8 protein-coding genes are annotated in these 15,810 nt (G+C 57.0%); 6 read left to right on the forward strand and 2 right to left on the reverse strand.

Going from position 1 to position 15,810, the window contains the following annotated elements:
- The first annotated feature begins 6 nt into the window (after window positions 1-6).
- From zorB1 to ACCC94_RS09665, 6 genes are all read left to right on the forward strand, one after another.
- Entirely contained in the window at window positions 7-744 is a 738-nt protein-coding gene (gene zorB1, locus ACCC94_RS09640) for a type I Zorya anti-phage system protein ZorB1 (RefSeq protein WP_413349177.1), read from the forward strand.
- Window positions 745-2,388, forward strand: coding sequence for a type I Zorya anti-phage system protein ZorC (gene zorC / locus ACCC94_RS09645; protein WP_413349178.1), 1,644 nt, complete (start codon window positions 745-747; stop codon window positions 2,386-2,388).
- On the forward strand, window positions 2,388-5,639 hold the full coding sequence (zorD, locus tag ACCC94_RS09650; RefSeq protein WP_413349180.1) for a type I Zorya anti-phage system protein ZorD: 3,252 nt from the start codon (window positions 2,388-2,390) through the stop codon (window positions 5,637-5,639). The genes zorC and zorD overlap by 1 nt, the downstream gene beginning before the upstream one ends.
- A gap of 70 nt (window positions 5,640-5,709) precedes the next feature.
- On the forward strand, window positions 5,710-8,562 hold the full coding sequence (locus ACCC94_RS09655) for an AAA family ATPase (protein ID WP_413349182.1): 2,853 nt from the start codon (window positions 5,710-5,712) through the stop codon (window positions 8,560-8,562).
- Window positions 8,563-8,615: 53 nt separating this feature from the next.
- On the forward strand, window positions 8,616-9,866 hold the full coding sequence (locus tag ACCC94_RS09660; RefSeq protein WP_413349188.1) for an McrC family protein: 1,251 nt from the start codon (window positions 8,616-8,618) through the stop codon (window positions 9,864-9,866).
- Window positions 9,867-9,887: 21 nt separating this feature from the next.
- Window positions 9,888-12,989, forward strand: a complete 3,102-nt coding sequence (locus tag ACCC94_RS09665) for a type I restriction endonuclease subunit R (RefSeq protein WP_413349183.1) — start codon at window positions 9,888-9,890, stop codon at window positions 12,987-12,989.
- An 18-nt stretch (window positions 12,990-13,007) separates the two neighbouring features.
- On the opposite strand, the gene ACCC94_RS09670 is transcribed toward ACCC94_RS09665, so the two are convergent.
- Both ACCC94_RS09670 and ACCC94_RS09675 read right to left on the reverse strand, forming a co-directional pair.
- Window positions 13,008-14,417: a tyrosine-type recombinase/integrase gene (locus ACCC94_RS09670; protein ID WP_413349185.1), complete on the reverse strand. Its 1,410-nt coding sequence runs from the start codon at window positions 14,415-14,417 to the stop codon at window positions 13,008-13,010.
- 299 nt (window positions 14,418-14,716) lie between these two features.
- Window positions 14,717-15,211 carry a Bro-N domain-containing protein gene (locus ACCC94_RS09675; protein ID WP_413349187.1) on the reverse strand — a complete coding sequence of 165 codons (495 nt, stop codon included), beginning with the start codon at window positions 15,209-15,211 and terminating at the stop codon, window positions 14,717-14,719.
- Window positions 15,212-15,810 lie beyond the last annotated feature (599 nt).

A 15,810-nucleotide genomic window follows, 5' to 3' on the forward strand; every position in this document is an offset into this window, starting at 1 on the left:
TGAGGCATGTTTGGCAAATCAGCCGCCCCTGCTCGGGCTCGGGACGAAGGCGAGAAGCCCTTCTGGATCTCCTTCGCCGACCTGATGACGGCGATGATGATCCTGTTTTTGGTGGTGATGGTGGCCTCGCTAAGTTCTGTGACGCAACGTATCCAGCAGGTCGAGCAAGGCGAGAAGCAGCGGGGAAGTGACATCGAGAGGCTGTGTGAAGGCCTTAAGCTTAAAGCCGGGAATCTGAACTCCACGATTGTTGTGGACTGCCACGATAACCGCATCAGCTTTGGCGAGGCGGGCCGCTTCGGGCACAACCAGTACCTGCTCAACGCCCAAGGGCAAAAGGCCCTGCAGGATGTCGTGCCGCTGATTCTGGACGCCGCCGACAGCGAGGAAGGGCGCAAGTGGCTCAAGCAGGTGGTGATCGAGGGCTTCACCGATACCGACGGCTCCTATCTTTACAACCTCCACCTTTCCCTGCAGCGCTCGGAATGGGTGATGTGCAGCCTGCTCGACAGTCGCAGCCCCGTGCAGCAAGGCCTTTCGGCGGAGCGGCAGCAACAGATTCGTTCGATGTTCCTGGCCGGTGGCGTGTCGTTCAACAGTGCCCGAGAAACTAAAGAAGCAAGCCGACGTGTTGAGTTGCGGATGCAGTTCTTCGGGCTGAAGGACAAGGAGCAACAGGCGAAGGAGGAGCAGCCAATTTTCACGACGACGGCGCTGGAGAAGTGCCAGCTGGAGATGCGCTAGATGAGTCGGGCGTTGTCGTCACTCTCCGAGGCCATTGCACGTAGCTTGCAGCGCCAGCAGGAGCGCACGGCGGATACCGGGCTGAATGGATTTGTCGATTTGCAACGTGCAAACGAGGATCTTACTCGGCGCTTCAATCAAGTCGAGAAGGCTCTGCCTCCACCTCAAGAGAAGCGGAGGGAAGCACTGCGCAAGTTTAGGCGTGATAAGCAATTAAGCTCTACGCCCTCGGAATACAGGCCGGTGTTTGCTGGCTTGGCAGATAAAGACGACGGCGGCCTGCCGGTGCTTGAGGATGACTTCCTATTTGAATTGGTGCATCGAGAAGTCTCCATTCGAAGTGACCAACAAAAGCTGAGCCGAAAGGATTGGTTAGCACTTTGCTACAGCTATTTTTTCTACGATCACGCCAAGCCGGCAGATAACTCCAATTGGCGGGTCCTGCGCAGCGATATCGATCAAGGCCTTGATGCGGTCAAACGGCGCATCGGTCGCGAGAAAGAATGGATGCGGATTGTCCAGCAGCATCGCGAGCTGTTCGGTGATCAGGCGGGAAAACAGCTCGCGGAGGAAATCTTTGCGGGGCGCGCCAAGGACCTGTCCGCTCTGCAGACCATCGCACAGGTGCCGGATAGCAGCTGGTTGTGGAAGCGCATCTTTGATGTGTTGTTGTCGTGCATCGATGATCTGGATGACGACACCTTCGTGCAGCGCCTGCCGGAGCTGATTGAGTTGGGGCAGTTGAATAAACGGTACATGGATAAGGTGCTCAGCGCCTGCCTGACCCGCTATTACCGCTCGCGTTTTCGCGAACAGTCTTCATCCCTGCTCAAGCAAGCCGCGCTGGACCACTGGGGCAGCCCACAGATGCGCTCCAAGCAGAACACCTGGTTGCAATATGTGGAGCAGCCGGTCTGCGCGATGGTGGTGGCCTGGTTTGCCAAGGAAGACTTGGAGCACTTCTTTACGTTGCTCAAAGGCGAAGCGGAGGTTGATCAGTCGCGCTTGTTCTATTGGCTGCGCTTTGCCAACCAGATGAGCTACACGCGGATCGTGATGGGCAACGATGCTTGGAGCGATCGAAGCAGAGATTTCGTGGCCTTCCGCGAGAAGAACAAAGGGCGACTGAGTCAGTTGAGCGGCGGCTCTATCCGAAACAACGCGGTGGTAATGCAGATCGGCAACTACTTCTTCGTCGAATTTTCGGAGACGGGGAACGCCTGCTACGTCTATCGCGCGGACAAGGCTCCGTTTAATCCAGACAAGCAGATTTTGGCGTTGGCTTCGGAGTTGAAGCAGGCGGGGAGCGCATTGAAGCGTATGAGCCACTCGCCGGCACCGAGACGCCCCAACCTCGTTGAAGGTTGGCTAGAGAAGTTCGACACCGAGCTCCGGGGGTTGGGCATCGTTCCTCAGTCCTCTAGTGGCCAGAACGATCCCCGGAAAGCTGGAAGCCAGTCGTCCATTGAGACCCAGGTGGCAGCCCAGCTGCAGCACGTTAACTACCAACTGATGGACAACCGCAGCAAGGGTGGCGCCTTGATGGTCAAGCTTGCACGTGATGATGCGCGGGCCAGGGTTGCGCTAGCGCGGTTGGGATTTAAAGAGATGAACAAGAACCCGCTGACATTCTGGAGAAGCTAATGCTCGGGCGATTCTTTTCAAGGAATGAGCGGAACGCTCAAAAATCGAATGAAGCCTTTAAGCCACAGGTGGATGAGCTGGGGCTCTGTTATCCGCTGAGTTTGGCTCAAAGCGAGGTGCATTGGCCGCTGGCGGCTTATCTCGACCAGTTGTTCGAAGAAGATTTTGCCTCGCAACTCAGTGATCGTTGGCTGTTGCCTTGGGATGCGCTTTACCAACTGCTGGACGATCCCGAGCATCAAACCAGCCTGCCGCTACTGGGCATTCCGCCGGAAGCCAATTTTCAGCCGCTGTTGGCTAGCAGCGGCAGCCTCGCCGAAGCGGGCTTCAAGGTGTTCATCCAGGGTTGGCGAGATCCCAAAACCGGTGCTGCCGTGAGTGTCGATCTCCTGGGGCCTGTCGTTCGCCAGGGAGAGCGTACCGAGTTGCTGCCCCATGCGGTGTGGTCACTGCTGCAAGCAGTGCGGCGCTTGAGTGCGGCGCAAAAGGAAGCGCCCGGAGAGGCTACTAACCAGATCGGTTGGGCGAATATCCGCAAGCAGGCCAAGAAGGCCAACGCTGGGATGGATGGTTTTCTCGACAAAACGGTGGTGGTCAAGCCTGAGCGGCTGCAGCTGAAACCCAGGAAAAGTATGGTAGGCGGCACCCCGGTCATCGAGCTTGAAGCGTCCTTCGACGGGCAGCCGGCCAACTGGATGGCGAGCTTCGATGGCTACAAACAGGTGCAGGATAGGTACCGTGTGACGGGCGACGATGGAACGGTCACCCACGTGCTGATCGAGCCTGAGGTCAAGGCGGTGCTGGAGTCGGTGAGGGCTCTACCCGGCCGGCGCGTGGCGGGCGACGAGGCCTTGTCGCTGATTCGAAACCCCTACAGCGTTATTGGCGACGCCGCTCAGAAGGTGGTTGATCCGGAAGAGTACGAGGCCGGTCTCGCGGAGGCCGGTATTCATTTCCATCGCTTTCGTATTGAGCCGGTACTGAGTGCCGATGGACGGCAGATTGAGTCTGTCGGCCTATACCTGGATCCGATCACGGCGTCGCCGGAGCCCGAGGTCGAGTTCTGTTTTGCGGCGGCTCACGAGCTAGCGCCATTTGTGCATGAGTTGCAGGTCAAGCTGGCCGCTGGGCTGCCTGCCGGGCTTTGGCAGGGCTATGAGCTTGAGTTGAGCGACTTCGACCTGGCCCAGCTGGCGGGGATTAGCGGATTGCTGAGCGATTGGCAGCGGCAAGAAGCTGGCCAGACCTTCGAGGCGGTGCTGGACCTGGCTTCCTACGGGGATCGCGTCATCGGTATCGGTGAGGCGGAGCGCATTACCTCGCCGTTTTTGGTCAAGGAGTCCACGGAGAACTGGCTGCCGGCTGACGTCAAGGCATTGGGTATTGATGGTGAGCTGCTGAACAGCTGGGATCCCGCGAACCGCGAACACTTCAACGAGTTTGAACACCGTCTCGATCAAGCCCGCGAGGCTGGCGACAAGCAAGTGCATCTGCCAGGTAGCGAGATGCCCTTACCCCTGAAAGCGGCTGAACAGCTGTACGACGCGTGGTCCAGAAAGCTCAATCCAGGTGAGGCAAACGCTGCAGGCAGTGAGAGAGCGGACAAGGCTCCCAGGGCCGTACTGCAGATCGAGCACAACATCGAAGACGCCGCTTACGCCCAGACGCGCGAGGCAGCGCTGATGGCGGCGCACAATGCCAACGCGGATCTCCCAGAGTTACTGCGGCCTGAAATCCAGTTGCGAGAGCATCAGCTAAAGGGCGTGGCCTGGATGCAGCATTTGTTCAAGCTGGCGCCGGATCGGGTGGCGGGTTGCTTGTTGGCTGATGACATGGGACTGGGAAAGACGATTCAGCTACTGACCTTCGTCACTTGGTATCTGGAGCAGCAACCCGAAGATGAGCCCGTCCTGATCGTGGCGCCGGTGTCCCTGCTGGACAACTGGGAGCGCGAGCTGCAGCGGTTCTTCTATGCCGATGCTTTGCCTGTGCTCAAACTCTACGGCAGCGCGCTGAGCGCTGTGAAGTTCAGGAAGGAAGAGATACCGAATGAGCTGCAAGCAAAAGGCATCAAGAACTTACTGCGCCCGGGCTGGATGGCAGATGCGCGCATAGTCTTGACCACCTACGAGACGCTTCGGGATCAGGAGTTTTCTTTGGCCCGCCAGCAGTGGGCGATTGTGATCTGCGATGAAGCGCAGAAGATCAAGAACCCGGCGGCACTCATCACACAGGCGGCGAAAGCCATTCCCGCGCGCTTCCGGGTGGCCTGCACCGGTACGCCGGTCGAGAACACCCTGATCGACCTGTGGTGCCTGTTCGACTTCATCCAGCCAGGATTCCTGGGCGGCTTGAACCAGTTCGGTCGCGAGTACCAGCGGCCAATCGAGGCCAGCGCCGAGCGAAATACCGCGGCACTTGAACGACTGCGTGGCTTGATCGAGCCGCAAACCCTGCGACGTACCAAGCAGGATGTGGCAAAGGATCTTCCCGCCAAGATCGAGGACCAGGCCAGCCGGTCGCTGCCGATGCATGCCTTGCAGCGCAATCTCTATCTGTCCGAAGTCGCCCAGTACAGCCAGAAGCAGCAGATGCAGGAGCAGCTGGAGCAACGCGAAAGCGGAATGCTCGGCCTGTTACATCGCCTCAAGCTGGTGTGCGCGCACCCCTTCAGCGTGCAGCCTGACCCGCGCCTGCGGGAGTACTCTCCCAAGCTGCAATGGATGTTGGCCCAGCTAGAGCGCATCAAGCGTTCGGGCAATGGTGACAAGGTCATCCTGTTTACCGAGCTGCGGGACATTCAGCGCGAGCTTCAACACGCCATCCAGGAGCGCTTCGGCTTCAAGCCGACCGTGATCAACGGCGATACCAGCACCAGCAGCCAAAGTGCACAAAGCCGCCAGCGCTTGATCGATCGCTTCCAGGAGGAGCCTGGCTTCTCGGTGATCATTCTCTCGACGGTAGCGGTTGGCTTCGGCGTGAACGTACAAGCTGCGAACCACGTGATCCATTTCACCCGCTGCTGGAACCCCGCTAAAGAAGACCAGGCAACAGACCGCGCCTACCGCATCGGCCAGGAGAAGGACGTGTACGTCTATTACCCGACCATCCGTGACCCCAGCATGCCGACATTCGAAGCCACGCTGGATGAGCTTCTGCAGAAGCGGCGTGCCTTGGCGCGGGACATGTTGCATGGCGCTTCGGAAATCAAGGCAGCGGAGTTTGGTGAGGTTTTGAGAGCGCAGGGATGACAAACAATAATTTTACGGACTGCTGCCGTTCTCACGCGGGAACCATAGCGCGGCTTTTGGGGGTGTGCCTATGAGCTTGGCAGCTCAAGCAGCAGCGGATAAGCAGTGGAGCGACTTTCTTCTGCGCTGGCCGTTGGAGTCCCTTTCAGAATTGACCTTGGAGCAGTACACCCAGGCCGGTGATAGCAATACGTTTACTTACTGGCTGGAGGTGGCGACTGAAGAGTTGGGCTCTATATGGGGTGGCTCAGCCTTTAAGTTCGGCATCTACTCGCGGAAAGACAAGAGTCCCAAAGCAGGAGATCAGCACACGCAGTACTCCACTGACTATGCCTGGGTCAGCAAATACGGTGACTCGGCAGAGTCGGCATTCGCTCGGGTAAAAAACATCATTCTTGATATTGCTCAGGCATCCCGACGTGGTGATTTGGCGGCGATTGATGCGGCCGATCTTGGCACTGTCACCAAGTGGAAGTTGGCCTTTTTGTACCAGGATCGCGAAAAGCCGACGGTACTGCCGGTGTATCTAGAGGACTCATTGCGCTTGGCGAGTGGCATGGCCAAACCGGCTACTCCAGGGCAGATGCATGCGGCTTTGATGGCTGAACGAGCCGACAGTCCCCTGATGGATTATGGCCGGCAAGTGTGGAAGCAAGCATCGAATTTGGCGGCTCAGAGATGGTCTGGCCAGCGTCTGAAGGAGCTGCTGGAGGCGTCAGAAGATGTTACCCCAGTGAAGTCTGCGACGGTAAAAATGGCCGGTTTCCAGACTCACGATGGACGACAGTTAGCGCTCGAACCAGGCCGAAAGCCGGCACTGTTCCTGGAACCCGGCGATTGGATGGCTGAGGCCAAGTTTTTTTTGCCTACCTGGGAGACTTACCCGGCAGAGCGCACCCGACACAGTGGCCTAGAAGCGAATGCTCCTCGCTTGTGGCTTGGGGCCCCAGCCATTTTAGTTAGCCTGCCCAGCGAGGAGGCTTTCCAGGGGCTTCTGGGCTTGTACCTAGATGACATGCCAACTGATCGGCAAGTAACCGAGATCAAGAGTGGATCAAACCTCATGAGCAGCGCGCCTCTTAATCAAATCCTCTTTGGCCCCCCAGGTACCGGTAAAACCTACGCAACCGTCGAGGCCGCATTGGAGGTGTTGGATCAGGCCTATCTGGTTGCCAATCGCCAGGACCGTGTGCTGCTTAAGACTCGCTTCGATCAGTTGGCAGAGGAAGGACGCATTCGCTTTGTAACCTTCCATCAGAGCTTCAGCTATGAGGACTTTGTTGAAGGTTTGCGTGCTGAAAGCGACGAGACTAGCGGACAGCTGCGTTATGAAGTAGTCGATGGCGTATTCAAGAGTCTGTGTGAAGTAGCTGCCGCTAAGGTGATGCAGAAAGCGGAGGCTCCGCTAGATCTAGGGAAGCGCCGCGTCTGGAAAATGTCACTCGGTAATACGTTGGGCAGCGATGCTGGCATTTACGACGAGTGCTTGCAGGGCGGCTATGTGCTGCTGGGGTACGGTGGCGGCGTCGACTTCAGCGGGTGCAAAAGTCGCGGCGAGGTCCGACAGCGCTTTGCTGAGGCCGGTGTATCGCTTGATGGCTCCAATGATTACAGCCTGACCAGTGTCTCGGCATTCGTCACCAAGATGAAACCGGGCGACTTGGTTGTAGTGAGTGACGGCAATTTTAAATTCCGTGCGATTGGCGAAATTTCTGGGGACTACACCTTCAAACCGCATGCTGAGTATGAGGATGGCTACGCTCAGATGCGCCCGGTGAAATGGCTGCGCCAATACAGCCCCTCTCTGCCGCATGGTGAGCTGCTCAATGCCCAGTTCAGCCAGATGACGTTGTACGAGCTGCGTAGCCCAACGTTGAATCGCGAGAAGCTGCAGGCGTTGTTGGGCTCCCAGGTAGCCACTCACGCCGGCCATATTTTCTCAGTGGGTCAGGTTTTCGGCAGGGACTATCAAGTTGTACAGGCGACCTCCGACCTGCTTGAGCTGAAAAAGCCAAACGGTAATTCGCTTCCTTTCTCTATCAGCATGTTGAGCGAGCTGGCTGAGGCAGTGCGTACTGGAAAGATCACGCTGAAGGATATCCGTGAGAAAACCGCCGTCGAGAAGCTTCCGGGATCGACGCTGGAGCCTTACTTGGTCAACGGCTATAACAACATCCTGTCCCCATTGGTTGAGCACATACTTACGGCGGGGGCTGCAGGCGGAGCTGATAGCAGTTCGACTGCTCGGGTTTTGATCATCGACGAGATCAATCGGGGCAATGTTTCTCGCATCTTCGGTGAACTGATCACTCTGATCGAGCACTCCAAGCGCGCGGGCGCTGAGGAGGCTCTTTCGGTGGTGCTACCTTACTCCAAGCAGCGATTCTCTGTTCCGCAGAATGTCTATCTGATCGGCACCATGAACACTGCTGACCGCTCTCTGGCAGGGCTGGATATCGCACTGCGCCGTCGTTTTGAGTTTCGCGAAATGCCACCTAGACCTGAGCTGCTGGATGATGTGCGCATTGGCGGTCTGAATGTCGGCCAACTGCTGCGGACTATGAACCAGCGCATTGAGGTGCTGCTGGACCGGGATCATTGCCTGGGGCACGCCTACTTCGTACCACTCCAGACCGAGCCCACACTGGAACGGTTGGAGGCTATTTTCCGCAACCAAATTCTGCCGTTATTGCAGGAGTATTTCTTCGAGGATTGGGAGCGGATTGGCTGGGTACTGAATGATCAGCACGCGAACACTCGGAACACCGAGCGTTTTGTAAGACGCCCCCAGGGTGAGCAGAGACTTGCCGAGCTGTTTGGTGGCGAGGTGGCAGAGAAGCTCAGTGATCAACGCTGGGAGTTGAACGACAATGCCTTTAACTCGTTGGACAGCTATCTCACAATTCTGGGCGGAGCCCTGTGACGGTCAAGCTGATCACCATCCGTGAATACGCTCGCCTCACTACCGAGGCGGTAATGCCTTCGCTGGATGAGGCCCAAATATCGAACAGTGCCTTTGACTGGCTCTGCGAGCTAAGTGCTCGTTTTAACCGGGGCGGAGCCACGCTTCTGCAGGTGGAGGGGCGTCGTTCGCTGAAGTGGGATAGCTACGTAGGCGTACTGGAAACGCCCTGCGGTACGCGGCTGGAAATTCTTCCCAAACATCATCAGCAGGATAATTGCAGGCGGCAAAGCAGAGCTCTGTTACGCAAGCTCATTCAGAGTGCTTTGTCGTTGAAGCCTCGCGAGGCATCGGCGACTAGCCTCGAACTGTTCGATGCGCCCCTAAGTGAGTGGCTAATGGGGCAGTTTCTCAACGAGTTGGATCTGCTAGTTAAGCGTGGCGTGCGCTTCGATTACCAACGTCTGGAAGAGGAGCAGCGCTTTCTACGCGGCCAGCTCAACATGGTGGCACAAATGCGCCAACCGCCGGGGCGGCAGCATCACTTCCAGATCCGCCACGATGTGTTCTTGCCTGATCGAGCAGAGAACCGCCTGCTGAAGTCGGCGTTGGAATTGGTGGCTAAGACCACGCAGGACGCCGCTAACTGGCGCCTGGCGAGCGAGCTCCGCGCTATGTTGGCTGAGATGCCTGCTAGCCGCCACGTGAGCATGGACCTGCGCGCCTGGAGCTGTGATCGACTGATGGCGCATTACCAGGCAATTAAGCCTTGGTGCGAGTTGATCCTCCAGAAGCAGATGCCCGTTGCTGTGACTGGACAATGGCAAGGTATGAGCCTGCTCTTCCCGATGGAAAAGCTGTTTGAGTCTTATGTGGAGCGCTGGTTGCGGCAGCAATTGGTTGTAGGTGCACGATTAACGTCGCAGGCTGCCCGCCATAGCCTTTGTGTGCACGATCAACGTGCCATGTTTCGTTTGGAGCCTGACCTCTTACTGGAGAGTGGTCAAAAGGCCTGGGTGCTGGATACTAAGTGGAAAAAGCTGGATGGCAGTGATCGGCAGAACAAATACGGACTCAGCCAGGCGGATTTCTACCAGCTCTTTGCCTATGGGCAAAAATACCTTGGTGGGCAGGGGGAAATGGCACTGATTTACCCACGATGGGCCGCTTTTGAGCGGCACCTGGCGCCGTTCGAGTTCAGCCCAGAGTTGAAGCTCTGGGTGCTGCCCTTTGATCTGGACGCCGATACCCTGTCGGGGCTGGATCAGGTGGACTTTGCTCGCTGTATGCGCCAGCCGGGCTATGCCTTGGACTTGCTGGCTTAAGAGAAGGATTGAGGTTTGGGAATGACCGAAGACCAACTGGAACAGGACGCCCTCGGCTGGTTGAGTGAGCTGGGTTACCAACATTTGTACGGGCCGGACATCTCCCCTGAGGGGGCTAATCCCGAGCGCGCCAGCTATCGCGATGTGGTACTGGCGATGCGCTTACATGCGGCGATTGCGCGATTGAATCCGCAGGTGCCTTTGGCTGCGCGGGAAGATGCTTTACGACAAGTGCTGGAGCTGGGGTTGCCTGTGCAACTATCGGCAAATCGCCTGTTCCATCGCCTGCTGGTCAATGGCGTGCCCGTTCAGTACCAGAAAGAAGGTGAAACCCGCGGCGACTTTGTTCGGTTGATCGATTGGGTTGATGTTGAGGCCAATGAGTGGCTGGCGGTCAACCAATATCGTATCGACGGCCCGAAACGGACCTGTCGGCCAGACATCATTCTTTTTGTGAATGGCTTGCCGCTGGTGCTGTTGGAGTTGAAGAACCCGGCTGATGTGAATGCCGACTTGAGCAAGGCATTCAATCAGATCCAAACGTATAAGGAGCTGATCCCGGATGTTTTCCACTACAACGAAATTTTGGTTATCAGCGACGGTAGCGAGGCGCGCATGGGCTCGCTGTCAGCCGATATCGAACGCTTTGCGCGCTGGCGCACGATTGATGGCGAGAAGCTTGATCCACTAGGCGAATTCAATGAGCTAGAGACTCTGATTCGCGGGGTCTTGGCGCCGGAGCTGCTGCTGGACTATCTGCGTTATTTTGTCCTTTTCGAGGACGATGGTCGACTTGTTAAGAAGATTGCCGGTTACCACCAGTTCCACGCTGTGCGAGCGGCAATCTGCCAGGTGGTTCAAGCTTCAAGGCCTGGCGGCACGCACAAGGGTGGTGTGGTTTGGCATACCCAGGGTTCGGGCAAAAGTATCACCATGACCTGCTTCGCTGCGCGGGTGATGCAGGCCGCCGAAATGGAGAACCCGACCATCGTCGTTATTACGGACCGCAACGACCTTGATGGCCAATTGTTCGGAGTGTTCTCCCTCTCGCAAGATTTGCTTCGTGAGCAGCCTGTTCAGGCCGCGACCCGTGGCGATTTGCGCGAGAAGCTGGGTAACCGTCCCAGCGGCGGCATTGTTTTTGCCACGATCCAGAAGTTCATGCCAGGAGAAGACGAGGACAGCTTCCCAGTCCTTTCTACCCGCTCGAACATCGTGGTGATCGCCGATGAGGCTCATCGTACCCAGTACGGTTTCAATGCTGAGCTGAAGGTGGACACGCTTAAGGTCGCGGAGGGGCAAGCTCGCTATCAGGTGGGCTATGCCCAGCACCTGCGTGATGCGCTGCCTAACGCAACTTTCGTCGCTTTTACCGGTACACCTGTTTCTAGTGAGGACCGTGACACGCGCGCGGTCTTCGGCGATTACATCCACGTCTATGACATGCAGCAGGCCAAGGAAGACGGCGCCACGGTAGCCATCTTCTACGAGTCTCGCCTCGCCAAGTTGGCGCTCAATGAAAGCGAGCTGCCACAGATCGACGACCAAGTGGACGAGCTGGCCGAGGACGAAGAGGAGGATCAGCAATCACGCCTGAAGTCCCGATGGGCAGCTTTGGAAAAGGTCGTCGGAGCTGAGCCTCGTTTGAAGCGCGTCGCGGCTGATCTGGTGGCGCATTTCGAGGAGCGCAATCAGGCTCAGCAGGGCAAGGCAATGATTGTGGCCATGAGTCGCGAGATCTGTGTGCATCTGTATAACGAGATCATCGCACTGCGTCCTGAATGGCATGACGAGGATCCCGAGAAGGGGGCAATCAAAATCGTGATGACCGGCAGCGCCTCGGATAAGCCCCTGCTTCGCCCGCACATCTATCCCAGTCAGGTGAAGAAACGCCTTGAAAAGCGCTTTAAGGATCCGAAGGATCCGCTGCAGCTAGTGATCGTGAGAGACATGTGGCTGACGGGCTTCGATGCGCCCTGTGTTCATACGCTGTACGTGGACAAGCCGATGAAAGGCCACAACCTGATGCAGGCCATTGCCCGGGTGAACCGCGTGTTCAAGGACAAGCAGGGTGGTCTGGTAGTGGATTACATCGGTATTGCTAACGAGCTAAAGGCTGCGCTGAAGGAGTACACCGCAAGCAAAGGGCGTGGCCGGCCGACAGTGGACGCTCACGAAGCCTATGCAGTGCTTGAGGAAAAACTCGATGTTCTGCGTGCCATGCTGCATGGTTTCGACTACAGCGATTTTATTATCGGCGGGCACAAGCTATTGGCTGGTGCAGCAAACCATGTCCTTGGTCTAGAGGATGGTAAGAGACGCTTTGCCGATAATGCCCTAGCCATGAGCAAAGCATTCAGTTTGTGCTGCACCTTAGATGAGGCTAAGGCCGTGCGTGAAGAGGTGGCATTCCTGCAGGCAATTAAAGTTCTGCTCACTAAGCGAGAAATCAGCGCGAAGAAGAAAACGGATGAAGAGCGTGACTTGGCTATTCGTCAAATTATCGGTAATGCCGTAGTTTCTGGCGAAGTGGTTGATGTGTTTGCGGCAGTTGGATTGGAGAAGCCAAATATCGGATTGCTGGATGAGGATTTCCTTTCTGAGGTTAGAAGTCTTCCAGAACGAAATCTTGCAGTCGAGCTTTTGGAAAGGCTTTTGGAAGGCGAAATCAAGAGCAAGTTTTCCAGTAACCTTGCGCAGGAGAAAAAGTTTTCAGAGCTTTTGGGTGATGTAATCAAGCGATATCAGAATCGCTCGATTGAGACAGCCCAGGTCATCGAGGAGCTTATCGAAATGGCCAAGAAATTTGCCGCCGCTAGCAAGCGTGGTGAAAAGCTTGGACTGAATGACGATGAGCTGTCGTTCTACGATGCTTTGGCAAACAATGAGTCATCTGTGCGAGAGCTAGGCGATGAAACTCTAGCCAAGATCGCCCATGAGCTGACCGAGAGCCTACGCCAGAACGTAACCGTGGATTGGAATAATCGCGATAGCGTGCGTGCAAAGCTTCGGCTCTTAGTCAAACGAATTCTCCGGAAATATAAGTACCCTCCAGACCAGCAAGAAACTGCGGCACAGCTGGTCTTGGCCCAAGCAGAAGCTCTCTGCAGTACATGGATGTAGTGTCGGCTCGAGGAGTTTCTAGCTCTTACTTTCGTTGTGAATCTCGCTGGAGTGGAAGATATTTTCTAGCCTGCGTCCGAGTTGGCTCCATGCCAAGGTTTTCTCTTCGGCGTAGTCATGGTGGAGATAGTGCCTGCGTACTTTCGACCCGCCCAACAGGTGGTTTTGGCAGCGGTCAATGATTTCAAGCGTGATGCCGAGCTCCTGCATCATGGTCGCGCCAGTGCGGCGCAAGTCATGCGGTGTCCACTCACCTTTGGAGCCCTTGCTCAGCACCAGTGAGTCGTCATGGTGACGACCAGCAAGCGGCTTGCTGCGGTTCTTGAATCGACACTGCCGATCGCCGATTAGCTTGCTGACTGTCTTGGTGTCGACATGACTAGACTCATCTTTGCTAGGGAAGCAGAAGGGCGTGTATCCGGTTTCTTCATTCAGGCGCTTGAATTGCGCCAGGGCAAATGATGAAAGAAACACGTGGTGGTCCTGCCGCTTGCCCTTGTGGCCCTTCGTAGCTTCGGCAGGGATGAACCAGGTGCCTTTCTCCAGATCGACATGGCGCCATTCGGATTTGAGCAGCTCACCGATACGGCAGAGGGTGCTCAGGCAGATCCAGACGGCGCATTGCACGCGCGGATTGACCGGACGGATGCCTGAGTATTTCTGGCCGGCGGGGAGGGCGTCGTAGTCGCGCTCCAGTCTGGCGAAAATGTCGCGCAACTCTCGGATTTCATCAGGAGAGAGTAGGCGATCCCGCTGTTCCTCATAATCGTGGTCGAGCAGCTTGTTGACCTCTACCAGGTCGGCCGGGTTGCCGTCGGCCATCAGGGTGCGCCATGGCTTGCGTTTCTCGGCCCAGCGCAGCATTTGGCCGATGTCCTTGCTGCGGATTACTACGGTACGGTTCAGGCCACGGGCTTTGACCGAGCGCAGGACGTTGAGCAGATCTTTCTCGGTTAGGGTGCGCAGCGGTTTCTTACCAATGAGTGGGAGCACGTCTTTGGTGAAGCTGCGGCGCAACTCGGCGTTGCCGTCCTGGCGGGATACACCGTCTTGCATCCACTCTTCGAAGAGGTCGGCGACTGTCTTGTTCTCCGCTGCCTGGCGCTCGGCTTCAGCAATGGTGGCCGCGATAGCGGCTTGGGCTTCGATCTTGGCTGCCTTGCGGGCGGCAGTGGGATTAATCCCCTTGATGACTGTCGCTTTCACCTCATCGCGCTCGGCTCGGATTTGCGCTAGCGACCTCTTCGGCCAACTACCTAGGCGGTGATCGCGTTTGGCTCCGTCCAGTTTGAACTCGTAGCGAAACAGGACAGTGACGCCGCGTACCCCGGCGCGAACCTTGGCGACCAGGCCGCCGTCTTCACGCAGTGTCTTGCCGTCGTCGGCCGCGGTGAGCGCTTCCAGTTGCTTCGCCGTAAGTTTTGCCACCTTCTACCCCTTGCTCGATTCGGTCGTCTTGGAATTTTGCCCCACTTTTGCCCCACCGAATGGCTTGGCTGTCGGTGGATGCTCATGGATCATGATGGACGCTAATTTAGCTTGTATAGCCCGTTTTTACTAGGGTGTAGGCGATCCACTAGTGTCCACTAGCATCCATGTGAATCCATGAAATAAGCGTATGGGGTGCAAGGGGTAGAGTGTCCGAATCACTCCGTCCCGACCAAATTTGAAAAGGCCGGTTCAGTAATGAACCGGCCTTTTTGCATTTTTCTTTTCGCAAAGATCACCTAGATGGATCGCCAGCTCGGTGCGTCCCTCAGTGCCCAATCATCCTGTGCTGCCAGGAGGGTCGGCAGGTCGCGGCGGGCGATCCAGATTTCGCCTTGCCATTTGATGACGCCAATGCGTTGGTTGGCCCAGGTCATGAAGGCGCGCTGGGGATTGGTGTCGGGGGTGTGCTGGGTGTCGTGGAGGGTGGGGAGGACTTCGTCGCTGAGCCATTTGGCGATGTGGCGGTGTTCGGGGTGCCAGAAGCGGTAGAGGGCCTTGTAGGCCCCGGATTCGCTGATAGCTTCCACTTCTTCGCGCATGCCGCTGGCGTATTCCAAGATGAGGGCGCGTTTCTGTTCCGGGTCCATGCGCTTGGGAAGGCGGTAGGGGCGGCGGGCGTTGATCAGGCGGGCGAAGTCGTGGGCGACGAACCAGGGTTGGCGTTCGATCAGGATCGCGCGCAGTTGGTAGGTGTGGCGTTGGAAAACGACAGGCTTATAAGCGTTTTGCATGGTGAAGCTCCATCTACGAGGTTGAGGAGTCGCCACGCGTCGTCGTCAAGCGAAGGGTGGCGGACCGCGCAGGGTTGACGAACCGGGAGATGGAACCGGCAGACCCGAGGGTCTCCCTGCGCGATCCGCCATAGAGCCAAGTAGTGAATACTACAGGCATGAAAGGGCCTACAGGAAACCATCGCTGTTTCCCGCACGCGCTTTCAGCGCAGTCGCGCCAGTGTCTTTCGAGTCGCTAAACCCGGCCACGGGATTGACCGTGACGATTGGAGGATGGCGCGCGGCTTTCCGAGGCGGCAACCTGCAATGCTCGTAGGAATTCAGGAAGCGCGCTGGCGTGATGTATTGGTGAGCCCTCTATGTAGATGAGGTGGCAGGAGGGCCCGCCGGCTTGGACCTGCCTGCTGCAGGAGCTACTAGCGTTGCGCGCTCGCCGGAAAGGCGTGCTTCTCTATAAAGGAGGGCAGGGGAGACGGGTAGTTGTCATCTTTCTGCAAAAAGTCGTTGACGGGTCTTTTTAAGTCCCTATAATGCGCACCACTCCCAGCGACGAAGCGCTGAAAGAACTTGAAAATCAAGTACTTACAGAGGTTCTAGTT

This window comes from Pseudomonas sp. Pseusp97 (genome assembly GCF_047304025.1).
Classification (GTDB): domain Bacteria; phylum Pseudomonadota; class Gammaproteobacteria; order Pseudomonadales; family Pseudomonadaceae; genus Pseudomonas.

What these genes read in the sequence shown, in the direction of transcription:
- ACCC94_RS09660 (WP_413349188.1), top strand. Translation starts at nt 8,616, where the DNA reads ATGCCTTCGCTGGATGAGGCCCAAATATCGAACAGTGCCTTTGACTGG.
- ACCC94_RS09675 (WP_413349187.1), bottom strand. Translation starts at nt 15,211, where the DNA reads ATGCAAAACGCTTATAAGCCTGTCGTTTTCCAACGCCACACCTACCAA.
- ACCC94_RS09655 (WP_413349182.1), top strand. Translation starts at nt 5,710, where the DNA reads ATGAGCTTGGCAGCTCAAGCAGCAGCGGATAAGCAGTGGAGCGACTTT.
- zorB1 (WP_413349177.1), top strand. Translation starts at nt 7, where the DNA reads ATGTTTGGCAAATCAGCCGCCCCTGCTCGGGCTCGGGACGAAGGCGAG.
- ACCC94_RS09665 (WP_413349183.1), top strand. Translation starts at nt 9,888, where the DNA reads ATGACCGAAGACCAACTGGAACAGGACGCCCTCGGCTGGTTGAGTGAG.
- zorD (WP_413349180.1), top strand. Translation starts at nt 2,388, where the DNA reads ATGCTCGGGCGATTCTTTTCAAGGAATGAGCGGAACGCTCAAAAATCG.
- zorC (WP_413349178.1), top strand. Translation starts at nt 745, where the DNA reads ATGAGTCGGGCGTTGTCGTCACTCTCCGAGGCCATTGCACGTAGCTTG.